We start from the raw sequence: 21598 nt of genomic DNA on the forward strand, positions 1-21598 counted from the left end.
CGTCCCACCGGAGCCCCGGGACCGGCCCACCATCGGCGCCGATCGGGTGACGCGGGTGGCGGGGGCGGGGCATCGGGACGAATCTGACGGCATGACCATTCAGATCACCCGCCTCAGCGACCCGGCCGTCCGCGCCTTCGTCGCGGCCGTCAACAACCATGACCGGGAGGCGTTCATGGCCCTGTTGGCGCCGGGCGCCACCATGGCGGACGACGGCACCGAGCGTGACCTCGCCGAGTGGACCGACCGGGAGATCTTCTCCTCGCACGGTCACATGGAGGTCGACAACGAGTCCGACGGCGGCCGGCGCCTCGTCGCCCGCTACAGCAACGACACCTGGGGCGAGATGCGCACCAGCTGGTCCTTCACCGTGGACGACGACGGCCGCATCTCCCGCTTCGAGACCGGCCAGGCCTGACTGCCCGGCAGACGCCTCACCGTCGGGCCGGGTCCGCGTCGTACTCCTGCCGTGCCCGCTCGACCCGGTCCAGGTGGGCGGCGCCCCACTCGGCCAGATGCGCGAAGAGGGGCGCCAGGCTGCGGCCCAGCTCGCTGATCTCGTACTCCACCCTAGGGGGCACCTCCGGGTGGTAGGTGCGCACCACCAGCCCGTCACGCTCCAGCTGCCGCAGACGCTGGGTGAGCACCTTCGGCGTGATGGTGCCGATGCGCCGTTCCAGCTCGACGAAACGCTGCCGCCCGTAGGTGTGCAGGGCCCACAGCACCGGCGTCGTCCAGCGGCTGAACACGATGTCCACCACCGGGCTGACGGGACAGGCGAACGCGGGCTCGCTCCCGGTGGTCGTCGTCCGTGTCGTGCCGGCCATGCGCACCCCTCCGGGGAAGTCACTATCTTCTAGGTACCTACTATATTCAGGCTGTTAGCGTCCTCACCACACCGAGACAACAGGGGAGTTGTTCATGTTCGTGGTGACCGGGGCAACGGGGAACGTCGGCCGGGAACTGGTCCGTTCCCTCGCGGCGGACGGCGAGCGGGTGACCGCGACGTCGAGGGGGATCACGGCCGCGCGGGTGCCGGACGGCGTACGGCCGGTGCGCGCCGACCTGACCGACGCGGCCGGCCTGCGTGAGGCGTTCGAGGGCGCCGACGCGCTGTTCCTGCAGAACGGGGGCGCCTCCGCCCACCTGATCGACCCGCACGCCGTCGTCGGCACGGCCAAGGCCGCCGGTGTCCGGCGCATCGTGCTGCTGTCCAGCCAGGGCGTCGCCACCCGGCCCGGTTCGGCGTCGCACGGCGCGGTGGCACGCGGCATCGAGGACGCCGTCCGGCAGTCGGGCACGCACTGGACGGTGCTGCGCCCCGGAGGGTTCTCCTCCAACACCCTGGCCTGGGCCGAGGGGGTGCGCGCCGCGCGGACCGTCACCGCGCCGTTCGGCGACGTGGGACTGCCCGTGATCGACCCGGCGGACGTCGCCGAGGTCGCCGCCGCCGTCCTGCGCGACGCCGGGCCGAGCGGCCGCGTGGTCGAGCTGACCGGTCCGGCGCTCGTCACCCCGCGCCGACAGGCCGAGGAGATCGGCGCGGCGCTCGGCGAGCCGGTGCGGTTCGTGGAGCAGTCCCGTGCGGAGGCCCGCGGGGCGATGCTGCGGTTCATGCCGGAGGACGTCGTCGAGACCACCCTCGGCATCCTGGGCGAGCCCACCGAGGCCGAACTGCGCCCCGGCCTCGGTGTCGAGGCCGTCCTCGGCCGCCCGGCGCGTGCCTTCGCCGACTGGGCCCGGCGTCACGCGGACCTGTTCCGCTGACCTCCGGCGACGCCCCGGAACGCGAGAGTCCGAAACACCGGCCGGGTGAGGGTTGGGTGAGGGCATGGTCACGAATCTCGCCCAGGTGCTGGTTGGCGCGTTCAAGTACCCCGCTCAGCTCGGCTTTTGCCGATCGGTTGGCTCCGACATGGGCGGACGTTGTGGAGATGTGCCGTCGCACGGCGTCCGCCGCCACCGGTCACCATTGATCTGACCGCGACAGCTGGTCAGTCTTCTCGTCAGCCTCCCCGTGACATCGCGCCGGAGGTCAACCCCCCACACCTGACGAGGAGATCCCTCTTCATGACGCATCGGATGCGCACCGTCGCACTGAAGGTCACCGCCGCCGCCTGCGCGGTGACCGCCGCGAGCACGGCAGCCCTCTTCGGGGCGACCTCCGCCCAGGCGGCCCCACCCGCCGAGGGCACCGTCTTCGGCCTCGGCGCCGCGAACGCCGTCGCCGGCAGCTACATCGTCCTGCTGGACGAGAGCACCACGCCCGCGGACCGCGAGGAACTGGCGCAGGAGTACGGCGGCGAACTCAGCCGGTCGTACACGGCGGCCCTCGACGGGTTCGCCGCGGACGGCCTCAGCGCGACGGAGGCCAAGCGGCTCGCCGCCGACCCGGCCGTCGGCGCCGTGGTCGCCAACCGCACCTACCGCACCACCGCCACCCAGGACAACCCGCCGTCCTGGGGCCTGGACCGCATCGACCAGGCGGACACCGCGGGCGACAGCGCGTACACCTACCCCGACCAGGCGGGCGAGGGCGTCACCGCCTACGTCATCGACACCGGCGTGCGCATCACGCACCAGGACTTCGAGGGCCGCGCCAGCCACGGCTACGACGCCGTCGACAACGACGACAGCGCCGACGACGGCAACGGCCACGGCACGCACGTCGCCGCCACCATCGCCGGAGCGAAGCACGGCGTCGCCAAGAAGGCGAACGTGGTCGCCGTCAGAGTGCTGGACGACAACGGCTCCGGCACCACCGAGCAGGTCGTCGTCGGCATCGACTGGGTGACCGAGAACCACAAGGGCCCCTCGGTCGCCAACATGAGCCTGGGCGGCGCCGCCGACCCCGCGCTCGACGCGGCCGTGCAGAAGGCCATAGCCTCCGGCGTCACCTTCGCCGTCGCCGCCGGCAACGAGTCCGCCGACGCGGGCCAGGGCTCGCCCGCCCGGGTGCCCGAGGCCCTCACCGTCGCCTCCAGCACCGAGGACGACGCCCAGTCCGACTTCTCCAACTTCGGCCAGTCGGTCGACCTGTACGCGCCCGGCTCCGACATCACCTCGGCCTGGAACGACAGCGACACCGGCACCAAGACCATCTCCGGCACCTCGATGGCCTCACCGCACGTGGCCGGGGCCGCCGCCGTCTACCTGGCCGGCCACCCCGACGCCGACCCGGCCGCCGTCGCCGAGGCGCTGACCGCCGGCGCCACCGCCGACGCGATCGGCAACCCGAGCACCGGCACGCCCAACAAGCTGCTCAAGGTCACCGAGTAAGACCGCACCGCACGGGCGCACACCGCCGCCCGGCACCGGGGCCACAGGGGAAACGCTCCTCTGTGGCCCCTTTCGCGTCATGACGTGCCGGGGCGAGTGGCCCGGCTCACATGGCGTACCGGACCGGCCGCAGACACGATGGTCATCGTCACCGGCAGGCTGAAGGGATCGACCATGTTCCGCAAGGTGCTCGTCGCCAACCGCGGCGAGATCGCGATCCGGGCGTTCCGCGCGGGCTACGAACTGGGTGCGAGGACCGTCGCGGTCTTTCCGCACGAGGACCGCAACTCGCTGCACCGTCTCAAGGCCGACGAGGCCTACGAGATCGGCGAACCGGGGCATCCGGTCCGGGCCTACCTCTCCGTCGAGGAGATCGTCCGCGCGGCGCGCCGGGCGGGCGCCGACGCCGTCTACCCGGGCTACGGGTTCCTGTCGGAGAACCCCGAACTGGCCAAGGCCTGCGAGGACGCGGGCATCACCTTCGTCGGTCCCGACGCCCGGATCCTGGAGCTGACCGGCAACAAGGCCCGCGCCGTGGCCGCCGCCCGCGAGGCGGGCGTCCCCGTCCTCGGCTCCTCGGCGCCCTCCACCGACGTCGACGAACTGGTCCGCGGCGCCGACGAGATCGGCTTCCCCGTCTTCGTCAAGGCGGTCGCGGGCGGCGGCGGGCGCGGCATGCGCCGTGTGGAGGAGCCCGCCCAGCTGCGGGAGTCCATCGAGGCGGCCTCCCGGGAGGCCGCCTCCGCCTTCGGCGACCCCACGGTGTTCCTGGAGAAGGCCGTCGTCGAACCCCGCCACATCGAGGTGCAGATCCTCGCCGACGGGCAGGGCGACGTCATCCACCTCTTCGAGCGGGACTGCTCGGTGCAGCGCCGCCACCAGAAGGTCATCGAGCTCGCGCCCGCGCCCAACCTCGACCCGGAGCTGCGCGACCGCATCTGCGCCGACGCCGTACGGTTCGCCCGGCAGATCGGCTACCGCAACGCCGGGACCGTGGAGTTCCTCCTCGACCGCGACGGCAACCACGTCTTCATCGAGATGAACCCGCGCATCCAGGTCGAGCACACGGTGACCGAGGAGGTCACCGACGTCGACCTGGTCCAGGCCCAGCTGCGCATCGCCGCCGGTGAGACGCTCGCCGGTCTCGGGCTGTCGCAGGAGACGGTCACCCTGCGCGGCGCGGCACTGCAGTGCCGCATCACCACCGAGGACCCGGCCAACGGCTTCCGCCCGGACACCGGCCGGATCAGCGCCTACCGCTCGCCCGGCGGTTCCGGCATCCGCCTCGACGGCGGAACCACCCACGCGGGTACGGAGATCAGCGCCCACTTCGACTCGATGCTGGTCAAACTGACCTGCCGGGGCCGCGACTTCGGAGCCGCGGTGGGCCGCGCCCGGCGCGCGGTGGCCGAGTTCCGTATCCGCGGCGTGGCCACCAACATCCCCTTCCTGCAGGCCGTTCTGGACGACCCCGACTTCCAGGCCGGGCGGGTCACCACCTCGTTCATCGAGCAGCGCCCGGAGCTGCTCACCGCCCGCCACTCCGCCGACCGCGGCACCAAGCTGCTCACCTACCTCGCCGACGTCACCGTCAACAAGCCGCACGGCGAGCGGCCCGAGCTGATCGACCCGATGACCAAGCTGTCCGAGGTGCCCGCGGGGGAGCCGCCGGCCGGCTCGCGGCAGCGGCTGACCGAACTCGGCCCGGAGGGCTTCGCCCGCCGGCTGCGCGAGTCGCCGACCGTCGGCGTCACCGACACCACGTTCCGCGACGCCCACCAGTCGCTGCTCGCCACCCGGGTCCGCACCAAGGACCTGCTCGCCGTGGCGCCCGTGGTCGCGCACACCCTGCCCGGGCTGCTCTCCCTGGAGTGCTGGGGCGGCGCCACCTACGACGTCGCCCTGCGCTTCCTCGCCGAGGACCCCTGGGAGCGGCTGGCCGCGCTGCGCGAGGCGGTGCCGAACATCTGTCTGCAGATGCTGCTGCGCGGCCGCAACACCGTGGGCTACACGCCGTACCCGACGGAGGTGACCGACGCCTTCGTGCAGGAGGCGGCGGCGACCGGCATCGACATCTTCCGCATCTTCGACGCGCTCAACGACGTCTCCCAGATGCGGCCCGCCATCGAAGCGGTGCGGGCGACCGGCACGTCCGTGGCGGAGGTCGCCCTCTGTTACACCGCCGACCTGTCCGACCCCTCCGAGCGGCTCTACACGCTGGACTACTACCTGCGCCTGGCTGAGCAGATCGTCGAGGCAGGCGCCCATGTCCTGGCCGTCAAGGACATGGCGGGCCTGCTGCGGGCGCCCGCGGCGGCGACGCTGGTGTCGGCGCTGCGCCGGGAGTTCGACCTGCCCGTCCACCTGCACACCCACGACACCGCGGGCGGGCAGCTCGCCACCTACCTCGCCGCGATCCAGGCGGGCGCGGACGCGGTGGACGGGGCGGTGGCCTCCATGGCGGGCACCACCTCGCAGCCCTCGCTGTCGGCGCTGGTCGCGGCCACCGACCACTCCGAGCGGCCCACCGGCCTGGACCTCCAGGCGGTCGGCGACCTGGAGCCGTACTGGGAGAGCGTCCGCAAGGTCTACGCGCCGTTCGAGGCGGGCCTGGCCTCGCCGACCGGCCGCGTCTACCACCACGAGATCCCCGGCGGCCAGCTGTCCAACCTGCGCACCCAGGCGATCGCGCTGGGCCTCGGCCACCGCTTCGAGGACATCGAGGCGATGTACGCCGCCGCCGACCGCATGCTGGGCCGGCTGGTCAAGGTCACCCCGTCGTCCAAGGTGGTCGGCGACCTGGCCCTGCACCTGGTCGGCGCGGGCGTCGACCCGCGCGACTTCGAGGACAACCCGGGCCGCTACGACATCCCCGACTCGGTGATCGGCTTCCTGCGCGGCGAACTGGGCACCCCGCCCGGCGGCTGGCCCGAGCCCTTCCGCAGCAAGGCCCTGCGCGGCCGTGCGGAGCCCAAGCCGGTGACGGAACTGTCCGCCGAGGACCGCGACGGCCTGGCCAAGGACCGGCGCCCGACCCTGAACCGGCTGCTGTTCCCCGCCCCGACCCGCGAGTTCGAGACGCACCGGCAGTCGTTCGGCGACACCAGCGTGCTGGACAGCAAGGACTTCTTCTACGGCCTGCGTCCCGGCAAGGAGTACAGCGTCGACCTCGACCCCGGGGTCCGGCTGCTGATCGAGCTCCAGGCGGTGGGTGACGCCGACGAGCGCGGCATGCGCACCGTGATGGCCACGCTGAACGGCCAGTTGCGGCCCATCCAGGTCCGTGACCGGGCCGCGGCCTCCGACGTGCCGGTCACCGAGAAGGCCGACCGCGCCAACCAGGGCCATGTCGCGGCACCCTTCGCCGGTGTGGTGACCCTCGCGGTCGCCGAGGGCGACGCGGTGGAGGCCGGCGCGACGGTCGCGACCATCGAGGCGATGAAGATGGAGGCGGCCATCACCGCGCCGAAGTCGGGCACGGTGTCCCGTCTGGCGATCAACCGCATCCAGCAGGTGGAGGGCGGCGACCTGCTCGTCGAACTCGCCTGAACAACGGGCTCACCCGTGGGCCTGGCCATGCCTGTGGCATATGCCCTCACCGGGGCCGCCGTCATCGCGACGGCGGCCCCGTGCGAACGTCCGGCGCACCTTCGAACAAGCCTGCGCCAATGAGCTGTGGGACCGTAGATTGAGCGCGACAACAGCTCTCGGATCACCACGGACGGTACCCATGACCGACCCTGCGACGGCACCCGGATCAGCGCAGCAGAAGATCGACACCTCGGTGCCGCACTCGGCCCGCATCTGGAACTACTGGCTGGGAGGGAAGGACAACTACCCCGTCGACGAGGAGGCGGGCGACGCCTACACCGGCGTCTTCCCCGGCATCGTCACCATCGCCCGCAGCAGCCGCGCCTTCCTGCGCCGCAACATCACCTACCTGGCCGGCGAGCAGGGCATACGCCAGTTCCTCGACATCGGTACCGGCCTCCCCACGGCCGACAACACCCACCAGGTCGCCCAGCGGATCGCACCGGACGCCCGGATCGTCTACGTCGACAACGACCCGATGGTCCTCGCCCACGCCCGCGCGCTGCTCTACTCCACGCCCGAGGGCGCGACGGCGTACGTCGACGCGAACGTGCTGGAGCCCGAGCGCATCCTTCAGGCCGCGGCCGGGACCCTGGACCTCACCCGGCCCACCGCGCTGATCCTCAGCAACATCCTGGGCCACATCGCCGACTACGACCAGGCACGGTCCGTCGTCGACCGGCTGATGTCCGCCCTGCCGTCCGGCAGTTACCTCTCGATCAACGACGGCTCGCGCGGCGTCGACCCGGTCTTCGAGCGCGCCCAGGACGGCTACAACTCCAGCGGCGCCGTCCCGTACAACCTGCGCACCGTCGAGCAGATCACCTCGTTCTTCGACGGGCTTGAGCTGGTCGAGCCCGGCGTGGTCTCGGTGCAGCAGTGGCGTCCGGAGGCCGACGCGCCGGCCCCGGAGGTCATCGCCGAGCACGGCGGTCTCGCCCGTAAGCCCTGAGCCGTCCGGCGCTCCACGAGAGGCGGGTCCCGCAACTGCCGGGGCCCGCCTCTTCGTTGCCCGTCCGCCGAACTTTGAACTCATCGATGACAAAGTATGGACGGGATCGGCAGAAGTCTCCTACCGTGTCGGCGCAACCGTTGGCGTATTCGCGTACTCGCCCATTCGGTACCGGAGTTGATCCGGCCCTCCGGTCGACCCAGCAGGAGGAAGCATGGACGCACGGCTGTACCGGCATGTCCGAAGATCCCTCACAGGTCTGATCGTCGGCGCCTTCCTCGCGGGCGGGGTGTGGGGGTCGCCCCTGGCCTCCGCCCGCCCGGGCGCCGCGCCGCGGGCCGAGGTGCCGCCCCAGGAGCCCGGCGTCACCCTCCGCGTGTTCGACGTGCAGGTCCCGCTCGAGGAGATCTGCACCCTCAAGCCCGGCCAGACGCCCAACGTCGACCGGCTGGCCCCGGTCGTCGACTTCAGCTCCACCGACGACTTCGGCGGGTTCGCGGACAACTTCGTCAGCCAGGTCACCGGCAACGTCCAGGTGCCGGCCGACGGTTCGTACACCTTCCGGCTGATCAGCGACGACGGCTCGCGGCTGACGGTCGACGACCGGGTGGTCGTCGACCACGACGGACTGCACGGCGCGGAACCCAAGGACGGCACCGTCGAACTCACCGCGGGCCTGCACGCGTTGCGCATCGACCACTTCGAGCGCGGCGGCGGCCAGCAGCTCACCCTGGCCTGGCGGCCGCCGGGCGCCGACGGCTTCACGACCGTGCCGAACGAGGCACTGAGCACCGACGCCGGGGTGGTCCGGGTGACCGCGCCGGGCCGCAAGGAGTGCGAGGGCATCTCCGACTCGCCCGGCGACGGCCTGCCGCTGAACGCCGTACGCCCCGACCACACGCTCACCGACCTGCGCCCCGAAGGCTTCGAACCGCAGGTCACCGGCATGGACTGGCTGCCCGACGGCCGGCTGGTGGTGAGCACCTGGGGCGGCACCGACAACACGGCCGGTGAGGTGTACGTCCTCGACCACGCCACCGGCCCCACCGGACCCGACCAGGTGCGGGCCACGAAGATCGCCGACGGACTCAAGGAGCCGATGGGCCTGAAGGTCGTCGACGGCACAATCTACGTCTCGCAGAAGCACGAGCTGACCGAGCTGCGCGACAGCGACGGGGACGGCTTCCTGGACCGGTCCCGGACCGTCGCCACCTGGCCGTACGGAGGCAACTTCCACGAGTTCGCCTTCGGACTGCTCTACGACAAGGGCCACTTCTACCTGAACCTGTCCGTCGCCATCGACTACGGCGGAGCCACCACCGACCCGCAGCCCGCACCGGGCCGGGGCGTGACCGTCAAGGTGAACAAGAAGACGGGCAAGGTCAGTTACCTGGCCGGCGGCCTCCGCACACCCAACGGCATCGGCTGGGGACCCGGCGGCGGCATGTTCGTCACCGACAACCAGGGCGGCTGGCTGCCCGCCTCGAAGCTGGTCCACGTCCGGCAGGACCGCTTCTTCAACCACTACACCAACCCCACCGGCCCCTTCGACCAGCAGCCGGTGACACAGCCGGTGCTGTGGCTGCCGCAGAACGAGATCGCCAACTCGCCCAGCACACCGCTGTACCTGACCAAGGGGCGCTTCAAGGGGCAGATGCTGTTCGGCGACGTCACCTACGGCGGCCTCCAGCGCGCCTACCTGGAGAAGGTCGACGGCCAGTACCAGGGCGCCGTCTTCCGCTTCACCCAGGGCCTCGAAGCGGGCGTGAACCGGATCAGCATGGGCCCCGACGGCGCCATCTACGTCGGTGGCCTCGGCGCCGACGGCAACTGGGGCCAGGAGGGGAAGCTCAAGTTCGGTCTGCAGAAGCTGACGCCCAACGGCGGCAACACCTTCGACATCCAGGCCATGCGGGTGCGCAAGGGCGGCTTCGAGCTGGAGTACACCCAGCCGCTGTCGCAGGAGACCGCCGAGAACCTGGTGAGCCACTACCGGGCCGAGCAGTGGCGCTACACCCCGACCCGCGACTACGGCGGCCCGAAGATCGCCGAGGAGACCTTGGAAGTGACCTCGGCGAAGCTGTCCGCCGACCGCAAGAAGGTCACCCTGGCGATCGACGGCCTCAAGCCGGGCCGCGTGGTGCACGTCCGCTCCCCGCGCCCGTTCAGCTCCGCGTCCGGCGAGACCCTGTGGAGCACCGAGGCCTGGTACACCCTCAACGCCCTGCCCGGCCCGCAGCCCGCACCCGGCCCGGTGTACGAGGCGGAGGAGGCGTCCCTGACCGGCGCGGCCGGCATCAACACCGACCACCGCGGATACTCCGGCAGCGGCTTCGTCGACCGGTACGGCACCCAGGGCGCCACGACCACCTTCGACGTCACGGCCGGCAAGGCCGGCGAATACGACGTGGGCCTGCGCTACTCCAACGGCCCGAACCCCTTCCAGGGCACCAAGTCCCTCTCCTTGTACGTCAACGGGCAGAAGGTGAGGCAGACGCAGCTGCGCAGCACCGGTGACTGGGAGACCTGGTCCACCCAGAGGGAGACGGTGCGCCTGCGCGCCGGGCACAACACCGTCGCCTACCGGGTCGACGAGGGCGACACCGGGCACGTCAACATCGACCTGATCACCGTCGACCGGCACGGCGCACCGGTCACCCTGTTCGACGGCCGGGGCCTGGACCGGTGGCAGCACACCGACGGGCGGCCGGTGCAGTGGCCGGTCGCCGGCGGGGCGGCGGAGGTCTGCTGCGGCGACATCCGCACCAAGGACAGCTACGACGACTTCCGGCTGCACGTCGAGTACTGGCTGCCGAAGCTGCCCCCGGACGTCACCGGTCAGGACCGCGCCAACAGCGGGGTCTACCTCCAGGACCGCTACGAGATCCAGATCCTGGACTCCTACGGTGACACCACCCCCGCCACCGACGAGGCGGGCGCCGTCTACCAGAAGAAGGCGCCCGACGTGAACGCCGCCCTCCCGCCGGAGACGTGGCAGTCGTACGACATCGTTTTCCGCGCCGCGCGGTACGACGCCGAGGGCCACAAGACGTCCGACGCCCGGATCACGGTGGTGTGGAACGGCAAGAAGATCCACGACGACGTGGCCGTCGACGGTCCGACGGGCGGCGGCGCCCCCGAGGGACCGGCGGCCGCGGCGATCCGGCTGCAGGACCACGGCAGCACGGTGCGCTACCGCAACATCCGCATCGAGCCGCTGAGGTGACGCGAGGCTGAGGAGGAGCAGGGTGGTGGCCGGGTCCGCGGGGACCCGGCCACACCCGTGTGGAGGCGCACCGTGCGGCGGGCTGCCGCTCTCCCGGACGGGGCGACGGCACGGCGTCGAGCGACTCGCCCACTTCATCCCGCGCGCGTGGGACGAGGCCCCGGGCGCCACCACCGCCTGCCTTGAGAGGGAGGCGTGGGAACACGGACTTCTCGCCGTCCGGGACGCCCGGACGGCGAAGCCGGAGGGCGGGCACCTGCGGCCGGTGGCAGGCTGAGGCCGTAGGCCAGCTCCGAAAGGACCTCGCGGTGATCACCACTGACTTCGCCCCCGGCTCGCCCTGCATGCTCGACCTCGGCGTCCCCGACGTCCCGGCCGCCGCCGCCTTCTACGGCGCGGTCCTCGGCTGGGACTACGAACCGATGGACGAGGACGTCGAGGGCGGCATGTTCCGCAAGGACGGCAAGATGGTCGCCGGCCTGGGCAAACTCACCGAGGAGGGCGCCCGGCCGGCCTGGATGATCTACTACACCGTCTCCGACGCGGACGCCACGACCCGGGCCGTGGAGAGCGGCGGGGGCACCGTCCGCGTCCCTCCGATGGACATCGAGCAGTGGGGCCGGATGGCGCAGTACAGCGACCCGCTGGGCGGCCAGTTCGCCGTGTGGCAGCCCAAGGAGAGCGCCGGCGTCGACCTGGTCGACGAGCCCGGCTCGCTGTGCTGGACCGAGCTGTACACGAGCGACGCGACCGCGGCCCGGCAGTTCTACGGGGACGTCCTCGGGTGGCGGTTCAGCGACATGCCGATGCCGGGCGACGAGGGCACGTACACCCTGATCACGCCGTCCGGGCTGCCCGAGGAGCGGATGCACGGCGGTCTGCTCCAGGTCGGCGAGGACGCCCTGTCGCTGGCGGGCGGGCGGCCGTACTGGCACCCGGTGTTCGCGGTCGCCGACTGCGACGCGGCCGTCGCCCAGGTCACCGGGAAGGGCGGCAGTGTGCAGATGGGCCCCGTGGACGCGGAGGGGGTCGGCCGGATGGCCCTGTGCCTCGATCCCTTCCGGGCCGACTTCGTCCTGCTCACCCCGTCGGGGAGCTGACGGACCGGGCGGTCAGGCGGCGGGACCGGCCCTCCGGGCGCGGGCGGTCAGCCGGCGGGGTCGGCCCGCCGGGCCTCCACCTCGATCTCGATCTTCATCCGGGGATCCGCGAGCCCGCGGACCATCATGGTCGCGGTCGGCCGCCCCTCCCCGGAACAGCGGCGCGGCACCGGCCGGCACGGCTCGAAGTCCTCGCGGTCGCAGGAGATAGCGCACCCGACGTCGTAAGCCGCGCCGGCGGAGGCGGGGTGCCGACGTGGTGTCGGTGAGATGCGCACGTCGGTGCGTCGTGAGCGGCACGCCGGGCGGTCGTCGCGCACCGCCCGGGCCGTAGATCATGGCCGCATCGTAGGTGATCGTCAACTCGCCGTGCCATGATGGGAGGACAAGAGACTGGTCGGCGTCAGGGTGCCGGCTCGTGGGTCCTGGCAGTCGCCCCCTATCAGGGCAGTCGGATCCGCCATCGTCGGCCCCCCCGCCAGGGGCATCGCCTTTGGGCTCACAACCCCCTAGAAGGGGGCCGCCCACCATGCACTTCACCACACACATCGACGGTTCCACCGCACGGATCACCGTGCACGGAGACATCGACTACGACACCTTGCCCGCTCTCCGCGCCGCCGCCGGCGGGCTGCCGCCGAGCGTGACCGAACTGGTCTGGGACCTGGAACACGCCCGTTTCATGGACGTCGCCGGTCTCCACCTGCTGTTCGAGGAGAAGACACCGGAGTATCCGCTCCGCAAGACGACGGTGACCAACCTCGCCCCCCAGCCGCTGCGGCTGCTGGTTCTCGCCGCCGAGGTCAGGCCCGACCTGGAATTCAGCCGGCTCTTCCCCGACACGCCGACGGCCCTGCTCGACGACTGACAGGGGGCCGGCCGTCCCGCCCCCGTCCGCCGCCGCACCGGTGGCGTGGTACGCACGGACCTGCCGGGGTACACGGCAGCACTGGCGCCCCCGAGGGGCCGCAATCGTGTCCATGAGACGAGGGAAGCCGGAAGCGGGGAACCGCCATGGAACCTGACGACCAGATCATGCGAGGCCCGGGGGAGCGGCGCGTCGCCGAGGCGGCGGAACGGATGGTGGAGGAGGGGCGCCCACGTCTGCACCGCACCTGGATCTCGCTGGTGGCCACCTCGCTGCTCGGCGGTATCGACGTGGGCGTGGGCGTCATGACGCTGCTGTTCGTGCAGCACGAGACCGGCAGCGACCTCCTGGCCGGCCTGGCCTTCTCCGTGGGGCTGATCGCCCTGCTGCTGGGGCACAGCGAACTGTTCACGGAAGGCTTCCTGGTCCCGGTCGCCACCGTGATCGCCGGCGCGGCCACCTGGCTCGGCCTGCTGCGGATGTGGGCGACGGTCCTGGTGATGAACCTGGTCGGCGGATGGGCGTTCCTCTGGATCGTGATGCGGGCCTTCCCGGAGCTGCACGGCACGGCGGCCGTGGCGGGCGCGAAGTTCGTCGACGGCGGGTACTCCCTGAGCACCTTCTGCCTGGCCGTACTGGGCGGCGGCGTCATCACGCTCATGACCCGCATGCACCAGGGCACCGAATCCATGACCGGGAAGATCGTCGCATCGGTCTCGGCGGCGTTCGTGCTCGCCGGGCTCGGACTCTGGCACTCCGTCCTGGACTCCCTGATCGCGTTCGCCGGCCTGCACGCCGGCGGCACGTCCTACGGGTACGGCGACTGGCTGGTGTGGCTGGCCTGGGCGGTCCTCGGCAACGTCGTGGGCGGCCTGCTGCTGACGACGGCACTGCGCCTCGTGCGCAGTGCGCCGGTGCTGAGCGAGGACAAACCCTCGACGAAGGCCGGGGGCGCCTGAGCCCTGGCGCCGCCGGCCTTTCCCGCGAGGCTTCAGCGGTCCTGCGACAGGTGCAGCAGGTCGGCGAAGGTGCCCCCGGCGTGGACCAGGTCGTCGTAGGTGCCGTGCTCGGTGATGCGGCCCTGTTCCATGACGACGATGTGATCGGCGATCCTGGTGTTCTCCAGGCGGTGGGTCACCACGATGGTGATGCGGTCGCCCGCGATCGCCTTGATCCGCTCGAAGATGCCGTGCTCCCCGCGGGGGTCCATCTGCGACGTCGGCTCGTCGAGGATCAGCAGCGGCGGACGCCGGTACAGGGCCCGGGAACAGGCGAGCCGCTGCCACTGGCCGCCGGACAGTTCGGCACCGCCGAAGATCTCACGGGCCAGGAGCGTGTCGAGACCGCGGGACAGGCCCTGCACCGCGTCGCGCATCCCGACCGCGTCGACCGCCTCCCACACCTCGTCGTCGCCCGCGCCGCGCGGCTGCCCGAGCGTCACGTTCTCGCGCACCCGCAGCGGCCACTGGGCGAAGATCTGCGGCACCAGACCGGTGCGGCGCCACACCGACGCGGGGTCGGTGTCCGCGAGGTCGACGCCGTTCCAGGTGACCCGGCCCTTGTCCGCGACGTAGATGCCGGTGATCAGCCGGGTCAGGGTGCTCTTGCCGGACCCGTTGACGCCGACGACGGCGAGGATCTCGCCGCGCCGCAGCGTCAGCGACACGCCGTCCACGGCGGGCCTCTCCTTGCCCGGATAGCGGTAGGTGACCTCCTCGAGGCGGATCTCCTCGACCCGGGCTCCCACCTCTTCCCGCCCCCGCCGAGGGGCCCGCGCGGCGGCGTCGTCGAGGAACGCCTGCATGTCGCTGAGGTACAGGCTGGTGTGGAACACCGCGGCGCCGTTCATGACGACCTGGGACAGCGCCGCCAGCGTCGTCTGCACGGCGATCACCGCCGTGGCGGCCACGGCCGGGGCGATGCGCCCGGTGGCCGCGAGCCAGGCGAGCATTCCCCAGGTCAGTACCAGGAACCCGCCGCCGGCGAGGGACGACAGCAGGGCGATCCGCAGGGTGCGCGGGGCGGCGGCCAGCGACCGCCGGTCCACCCGCTCGGACAGGGCGCGGTACCAGTGGAGGATGTAGTCGGTCATGCCGTTGGCGCGGACCTCGTCGGCGTACTTCGGGGTGGTCGCCCACCAGCGCGTCATGCCCCGCACGGTGCGGTCGGCGACGTTCGCGTAGTGGATCTCGTAGTCGACGCGCGCGGTGAGGACGGCTCCCGCGCCCGCCGGGGCGACGGCCAGCAGGAGCAGCGGCAGCATCAGCGGGTTCAGCACCGACAGGACGCCGCCGGCGGTGACCATCTTGATGAGCGCGGCCATGAAGCGCTGGGCGTCCGTCACCATGACGTGCGTGCGCATCACGCCCATCTCGGCCGCCTCCTGACGGTCGGCGAACCCGTCCACGGCGTACGCCTCGGCCTCCACCCGGCACACCGCTTCGACCAGCGCGCAGTCGGTCTCCGTGGTCAGCCGGGGGGTGATCCGCCGCTCGGCGTACGTGGCCAGCGCGACCGACGCCCGGGCGACGGCGCTCGCCGCAGCGACGACGACGAGCGCCGGAAGCGCACCGCGCAGCCGGTCCTCGACCGCGCCCGAGCCGAGCAGCGGGCCCATCGCCCTGGCCGTCGCGGTCAGCAGGAGGGCCGCGGACACCCCGGTCACCAGCTGGCAGGTGAGGAGCATCAGCACGGCCCGGCGGTCGGTCTGCCACGCCATGGCGCAGATCCGCCGCAGCACCGCGGGGAGCTGGGAGCACAGGGCGCGGAAGCCGACCTGCCCGAGCGGGTTGACGGAGTGGTGTCCCGAGAAGGTGATCTCGGCGGGCGGCGGGGGCGGGGCGGCCTGGGTGGTGGGTCGGGTCACGGCACTTCTCCCTGCTGGTCCGAGGGGTGAGGGCGACGGCACCCGGCTCAACGAGGAGGCCGCCGGTATCGAACACACGTGTTTCGGACGACGTCCTGCCCGTGCGGGACGCGGCGGCCGGGGTACGAGTGCTTGGGCGCCGGGGGCGGTCGAGTGACCCCGGGTGGCCGAAACGCCGATGAGGGAGGCACCCCGTAAGGGGCGCGGGGAACTGCGCGACCAGCCCCCGACGGCCCGCAGCCGCCGTGTGAGCAGCTTCACCCCTCCCGCTTTTGCCTAAATGCTTTAGGTAATGGCACACTCGTTGTAGCCGAAAGAGGGGATCGCTCATGGCTCCGCGCGTAGGACTCACCACCGAGCGCCTGACCGAAGCAGGCGCGGACCTCGCCGACGAGGTGGGGTTCGATCAGGTGACCGTCTCGGAGCTCGCCCGGCGCTTCGACGTCAAGGTGGCGAGCCTGTACTCGCACCTGAAGAACTCGCACGACCTCAAGACCCGCATCGCGCTCCTCGCCCTGGAGGAGCTGGCCGACCGCGCCGCCGACGCGCTCGCCGGACGGGCCGGCAAGGACGCCCTGGTCGCCCTGGCGAACGTCTACCGCGACTACGCCCGGGAGCACCCCGGCCGCTACGCGGCGGCCCAGTTCCGGCTCGACCCGGAGACCGCCGCGGCCAGCGCGGGAGTGCGGCACGCCCGGATGACCCGGGCCCTGCTGCGCGGCTACGACCTGGACGAACCGGATCAGACCCACGCCGTCCGCCTGCTGGGCAGCGTCTTCCACGGCTACGTCAGCATCGAGATGGGCGGCGGCTTCAGTCACAGCGCGCCCGACACGGAGGAGACCTGGTCCCGCGTCCTCGACGCGCTGGACGCCCTCCTGCGCACCTGGCCGCCCGCGCCCTGACCCCGCGGCGCCCCCTCCCGCCCCCGCCACCCCCTCCACGGACGGACCGAGACATGACCTCCGCACCCCTTGCCCACACCACACCCGTCACCGCGGACCTCGTGCGCGGTGCCCTCGACCTGGAGCAGACGCACGACGGCCTGCTGCCGCACCGCCTGCCCGCCTGGGCGCGCGCGCAGAACACCGACGGACAGCTCGCCATGGCCGAGTCCCAGCCCTCCGGCGTCCGCCTGGTCTTCCGTACCCGGGCCACCGTCGTCGAGCTCGACACGGTCCCCACCAAGCGCGTCTACGCGGGCGCCCCGCCCCGCCCGGACGGCCGGTACGACCTGGTCGTCGACGGCGAGCAGGCGGGGCAGGCATCCGCGACCGGCGGCAACACCGTCACCATCGACATGTCCACCGGGAACGCCGAGATGAGCTCCGGGCCCGCGGGCGGCGTGCGCTTCGACGGCCTGGCCGACCGCGACAAGACCGTGGAGATCTGGCTGCCGTACAACGAGATCACCGCGCTCGTCGCCCTGCGCACCGACGCCCCGGTGGAGCCGGCGCCGCCCTCGGGCCGGCGGACCTGGGTGCACCACGGCAGCTCCATCAGCCACGGCTCCGACGCGGCGAGCCCCACCACCACCTGGCCCGCGCTCGCCGCGGCGGCCGGCGGGGTGGAACTGGTCAACCTGGGCTTCGGCGGCAGCGCCGTGCTCGACCCGTTCGTCGCCCGGACGATACGCGACACGCCGGCCGACCTGATCAGCCTGAAGATCGGCATCAACCTCGTCAACGCCGACGTGATGCGGTTGCGCGCGTTCGGTCCCGCCGTGCACGGTTTCCTGGACACCGTCCGGGAGGGGCACCCCGACACCCCGCTGCTGGTCGTCTCGCCGATCCTGTGCCCCATCCACGAGGACACCCCCGGCCCCACGGCCTTCGACTACAGCCGGCTCGCCGAGGGGAAGCTGTCCTTCACCGCCTCCGGCGACCCGGAGGAGCGGGCCGAGGGCAAGCTGACGCTGAACGTGGTGCGCGACGAACTGGCACGCATCGTGGAGGAGCGTGCGAAGGACGACCCGCGCCTTCACTACGTCGACGGCCGCGTGCTGTACGGCGAGGCGGACCACGCCGAACTGCCGTTGCCGGACCGGCTGCACCCCGACGCGGCCGCCCACCGCCGCATCGGCGAGCACTTCGCCGCCCACGTCTTCGCGGACGGCGGCCCCTTCGCCGACGCCGAGAGCTGACCGGGGCCGGCCGCCCCGTCCCCGGGGCGGCCGTTCGCGGTCGAGGTCAAGATCCGCAAGCACAATCACTGTTGACGCACAGTCACCTCTGCGCAAAGCCTGGACAGCCGCCGAACCTCGTGTTGTCATTCCGCTGCACACCGGATTTCCAACGTTGGAATAACTCCCGGCGGAGCTGACGGCCACCCCCGTTCCGCCGTGGCCCCATGCCCCCAGCGCGAGGAAAGGTTCGATGACCAGACAACACCCCCGCCCGCGATCCAGATGGTGGGCCGTGCTGACCGTGACAGCCCTGGCCCTGTCCACGGGCGCCCTGGCGCCCGCGGCGACGGCCGCGGCACCGGCAGCCGACGGTGCGTCCGCCGCCCGGGCCGCCGACAGCGACGTGACGGTGCACGGGCTGAAAGGCGAGTACTTCCGCATGTCGGCACCCGGCGCCCGGGACTTCGCCGAACTCGGTGGCACCCAGCTCGAGCCGCAGATCAACCTCGCCGGTCTGGCCGGCACGTTCGAGGAGCTCACCGGGCAGACGGAGCACACCACCGCCCGGTGGACCGGCCAGATCGAGGTGCCGAAGACCGACGACTACACCTTCCACGCCATCGGCGACAACGGCTTCCGCCTCTTCATCGACGGCGAGCCGGTCATCGACCACTGGGAGCCCGACTGGGACCGCGAGCAGACCAGCGCCCCGGTCACCCTGACGGCCGGCAAGAAGTACGACTTCCGCATGGAGATGTTCCAGGACGTCGGCGGGGCGAACATGTTCCTGCGCTGGTCCACGCCGACGCTCCCCAAACAGCTCGTCCCCATGACGGCGTTCACCCCGCCCGCCGACTTCGAGGTCTACCCCGTCGAACTGACCGTGGGCCGGGACGGACGCACGCTGCGCGCCCGCTTCGACGGCCGGGTGAGCGATCTCGCGCGGGTGGCCGGGCACCTCAAGGTCGAGGCCGACACCACGGCCATGCCGATCACGTCGGTGAGGACCGTCCCCGGTGACCGCGACTCCCTCCAGGTCACCCTCTCCGAGGCGATCCAGAAGAACCAGACGGTCCGCGTCGTCTACGACGGCGAGGGCGGCCTCAAGGCCGGCGGCGAGACCGTACCCCGTGTCGCCCGCTACGCCGAGAACGTCTCCACCCACCGCCTCACCACCCCGTGGGGCGACAAGGTGAACAAGAACAACCCGCTGCCCGAGTACCCGCGCCCCCAGCAGGTCCGCACGCAGTGGAAGAACCTCAACGGGCCGTGGCAGTTCAGCGGCGCGAAGGCGGGGGAGCAGCCCGTCTTCGGCAAGAACCTGAACGAGAAGATCATCGTGCCGTTCCCGGCGGAGTCGCTGCTCTCCGGGATCGAGCGGCACGAGGACCACATGTTCTACCGCAAGCTCGTGGACGTGCCGAAGAACTGGAAGGTCGGCAAGGGCGGCAAGGAAAGACTCAAGCTGAACTTCGGCGCCGTCGACTACCAGGCCCGCGTCTGGGTCAACGGCAAGAAGGTCGCCGACCACACCGGCGGCTACAACGCGTTCAGCGCCGACATCACCGACGCGCTCAAGCGCAAGGGCCCTCAGGAGATCGTCGTCGCGGTCACCGACACCGGAGGCGCCGACCAGCCGCTCGGCAAGCAGTCCACCAGCCCCGGCGGCATCTGGTACACCCAGTCCTCCGGCATCTGGCAGACCGTGTGGATGGAACCCGTCGCCGAGACGTCCATCGACAACGTCGTCACGACGCCGGACATCGACACCGGGACCCTCGCCGTGACCGTCGAGTCGGCCGGCGCGTCCGCGAAGGCACGCGTCGAGGCCGTCGCCCGCGACCACCGCGGCAAGGTCGTCGGCAAGGTGACCGGCCCGGCCGGCAAGCAGTTGAACCTGCCCGTGGCCGACCAGCACCTGTGGAGCCCGGACGACCCCTACCTCTACGACCTCGACGTCACGCTGAAGGACGGCCGCTCCACCGACACGGTCGACAGCTACTTCGGCATGCGGAAGATAGGCATCGAGGACGTGGGCGGCTACAAGAAGCTCGTCCTCAACGGCAAGCCCGTCTTCTCCCTCGCCACCCTGGACCAGGGTTTCTGGCCCGACGGCCTCTACACCGCGCCCAGCGACGACGCCCTGGCGTTCGACCTGAAGGCGCACAAGCAGCTCGGCTTCAACGCCGTCCGCAAGCACATCAAGGTGGAGTCGCCGCGCTGGTTCTACCACGCGGACCGGCTCGGCCTGCTGGTCTGGCAGGACTTCGTCTCCGGCAACATCACGAACGAGACCGGTCAGAAGGCCTTCGTCGACCAGGGCAGGGAGATGATGCGCCAGCACCACAACTCGCCCTCCGTCATCGGCTGGATCGTCTTCAACGAGGGCTGGGGCGAGTGGAACCGCGAGGAGACCGGCAAGCTCACCGACGCCGTCAAGGCCGCCGACCCCTCCCGCGTCGTCAACGCCCACAGCGGGGTCAACTGCTGCAACAGCAAGGGTGACTCCGGCCGTGGCGACATCATCGACCACCACGACTACACCAACGAGGACCCGCCCTTCCCGGACCACCGCGCGGCCATGGACGGCGAGCACGGCGGCTTCACGCTGCGCTCCCCGGGGCACATGTGGCCCGGCCCGCCCACCGTCATCTACAGCGGCGTGGACAGCAAGGAGGCACTGACCCGCAAGTACGTGGAGAACACCGAGAGGTTCTACCTCGACCAGGCCGGCGCCGAGCTGTCCGGCTCGGTGTACACCCAGATCACCGACCTGGAGAACGAGCTCAACGGCCTCTACACGTACGACCGCCGGGAGATCAAGGTCGACCCGGAGCAGGTGCGCGACATCAACCTCAAGGTCGTCGCGGCCGGCGCGGCGGCGGGCCGGCGGGAGCGACTCAAGGGCGGCGGCCACTGGTCCCTCGACGAGGGCACCGGCACCACCGCCGAGGACAACGGTCCGAACGGCAAGACGCTGAAGCTCACCCCGGGCACCACCTGGACCACCGGGGTCAGCGGCAGCGCGCTGAAGTTCGACGGCAGCGGGCAGTTCGCCCAGACGGACGGGCCGGTGCTCGACACCACCGGCAGCTACACGGTCTCCGCCTGGGTCACCCTCGACGCGCTGCCGGGCAACTACGCCACCGCCGTCAGCCAGGACGGCCGGCGCCAGGCGAGCCCCTTCTACCTCCAGTACGGCCAGGGCGCCTTCGCCTTCAGCACCCCCGACGGCAGGCGGGCACGCCTGGAGACCCGGCCCGAACTCGGGCGCTGGTACCACCTGGTGGGCGTCCGGGACGGCGCCACCAACCAGATCACGCTGTACGTCGACGGACAGAAGGCGGCGACCGTCACGGGCGGCCCGAACTACGTGGGCTCCGGTCCCCTCGCGGTGGGCCGCGCCAAGTGGAACGGTGACGACACCGACTTCTGGAACGGCTCCGTGGACGAGGTCCACGCCTACGACAAGGCGCTCACCGCCGAGGAGGTGACCGCCCTCCACCAGGCGGAGAAGCCGTAACACCGGCACGACGAGGGGGCGGACGCCACGGCGACCGCCCCCTCTCGCGTGCCCGTCATCCCCGGGCC

At 71.7% G+C, this 21598-nt stretch carries 15 protein-coding genes; 12 read left to right on the forward strand and 3 right to left on the reverse strand.

Annotation, left to right across the window (positions count from 1 at the left end):
* Positions 1-91 precede the first annotated feature (91 nt).
* The gene (locus ACIF8S_RS21245; RefSeq protein ID WP_024887786.1) at positions 92-418 is read left to right on the forward strand and encodes a nuclear transport factor 2 family protein; all 327 of its coding nucleotides are present in this window, start codon (positions 92-94) and stop codon (positions 416-418) included.
* A gap of 16 nt (positions 419-434) precedes the next feature.
* Here the strand turns inward: ACIF8S_RS21245 and ACIF8S_RS21250 are convergent, their stop codons facing one another.
* Complete coding sequence (locus ACIF8S_RS21250) at positions 435-827, reverse strand: winged helix-turn-helix transcriptional regulator (RefSeq protein WP_400000840.1); 393 nt, start codon at positions 825-827, stop codon at positions 435-437.
* 94 nt (positions 828-921) lie between these two features.
* On the opposite strand from ACIF8S_RS21250, the gene ACIF8S_RS21255 reads away from it, so the two are divergent.
* The 6 genes from ACIF8S_RS21255 to ACIF8S_RS21280 all read left to right on the forward strand — a co-directional run bounded on the left by ACIF8S_RS21255 (position 922) and on the right by ACIF8S_RS21280 (position 12148).
* A complete protein-coding gene (locus ACIF8S_RS21255) occupies positions 922-1767 on the forward strand; it encodes an NAD(P)H-binding protein (protein WP_400000841.1) in 846 nt (281 codons plus the stop codon).
* A 303-nt stretch (positions 1768-2070) separates the two neighbouring features.
* Positions 2071-3279 (forward strand): S8 family peptidase, encoded by a 1209-nt coding sequence (locus ACIF8S_RS21260; RefSeq protein WP_400000843.1) that lies wholly within the window; start codon positions 2071-2073, stop codon positions 3277-3279.
* 174 nt (positions 3280-3453) lie between these two features.
* Positions 3454-6828 (forward strand): pyruvate carboxylase, encoded by a 3375-nt coding sequence (locus tag ACIF8S_RS21265; protein ID WP_400000844.1) that lies wholly within the window; start codon positions 3454-3456, stop codon positions 6826-6828.
* 181 nt (positions 6829-7009) lie between these two features.
* Positions 7010-7822, forward strand: a complete 813-nt coding sequence (locus ACIF8S_RS21270; protein ID WP_400000845.1) for an SAM-dependent methyltransferase — start codon at positions 7010-7012, stop codon at positions 7820-7822.
* Positions 7823-8036: 214 nt separating this feature from the next.
* A complete protein-coding gene (locus tag ACIF8S_RS21275) occupies positions 8037-11048 on the forward strand; it encodes a family 16 glycoside hydrolase (RefSeq protein WP_400000846.1) in 3012 nt (1003 codons plus the stop codon).
* 308 nt (positions 11049-11356) lie between these two features.
* Positions 11357-12148, forward strand: a complete 792-nt coding sequence (locus ACIF8S_RS21280; RefSeq protein ID WP_400000847.1) for a VOC family protein — start codon at positions 11357-11359, stop codon at positions 12146-12148.
* A gap of 47 nt (positions 12149-12195) precedes the next feature.
* On the opposite strand, the gene ACIF8S_RS21285 is transcribed toward ACIF8S_RS21280, so the two are convergent.
* Positions 12196-12468: a hypothetical protein gene (locus ACIF8S_RS21285; RefSeq protein ID WP_400001225.1), complete on the reverse strand. Its 273-nt coding sequence runs from the start codon at positions 12466-12468 to the stop codon at positions 12196-12198.
* Positions 12469-12677: 209 nt separating this feature from the next.
* On the opposite strand from ACIF8S_RS21285, the gene ACIF8S_RS21290 reads away from it, so the two are divergent.
* Both ACIF8S_RS21290 and ACIF8S_RS21295 read left to right on the forward strand, forming a co-directional pair.
* Entirely contained in the window at positions 12678-13016 is a 339-nt protein-coding gene (locus ACIF8S_RS21290) for an STAS domain-containing protein (RefSeq protein WP_400000848.1), read from the forward strand.
* Between the two features lie 146 nt (positions 13017-13162).
* The gene (locus ACIF8S_RS21295) at positions 13163-13975 is read left to right on the forward strand and encodes a formate/nitrite transporter family protein (protein ID WP_400000849.1); all 813 of its coding nucleotides are present in this window, start codon (positions 13163-13165) and stop codon (positions 13973-13975) included.
* A gap of 32 nt (positions 13976-14007) precedes the next feature.
* Here the strand turns inward: ACIF8S_RS21295 and ACIF8S_RS21300 are convergent, their stop codons facing one another.
* Positions 14008-15882, reverse strand: a complete 1875-nt coding sequence (locus ACIF8S_RS21300; protein ID WP_400000850.1) for an ABC transporter ATP-binding protein — start codon at positions 15880-15882, stop codon at positions 14008-14010.
* Positions 15883-16211: 329 nt separating this feature from the next.
* Between ACIF8S_RS21300 and ACIF8S_RS21305 the strand changes: the two genes are divergently transcribed.
* The 3 genes from ACIF8S_RS21305 to ACIF8S_RS21315 all read left to right on the forward strand — a co-directional run bounded on the left by ACIF8S_RS21305 (position 16212) and on the right by ACIF8S_RS21315 (position 21530).
* Positions 16212-16787 carry a TetR/AcrR family transcriptional regulator gene (locus ACIF8S_RS21305; protein ID WP_400000852.1) on the forward strand — a complete coding sequence of 192 codons (576 nt, stop codon included), beginning with the start codon at positions 16212-16214 and terminating at the stop codon, positions 16785-16787.
* Positions 16788-16840: 53 nt separating this feature from the next.
* On the forward strand, positions 16841-18025 hold the full coding sequence (locus ACIF8S_RS21310; protein WP_400000853.1) for a GDSL-type esterase/lipase family protein: 1185 nt from the start codon (positions 16841-16843) through the stop codon (positions 18023-18025).
* 232 nt (positions 18026-18257) lie between these two features.
* The gene (locus ACIF8S_RS21315) at positions 18258-21530 is read left to right on the forward strand and encodes a LamG-like jellyroll fold domain-containing protein (protein ID WP_400000854.1); all 3273 of its coding nucleotides are present in this window, start codon (positions 18258-18260) and stop codon (positions 21528-21530) included.
* Positions 21531-21598 lie beyond the last annotated feature (68 nt).

The sequence above is a fragment of the Streptomyces sp. NPDC085937 genome, assembly GCF_044540535.1.
In the GTDB taxonomy this organism is placed as follows: domain Bacteria; phylum Actinomycetota; class Actinomycetes; order Streptomycetales; family Streptomycetaceae; genus Streptomyces.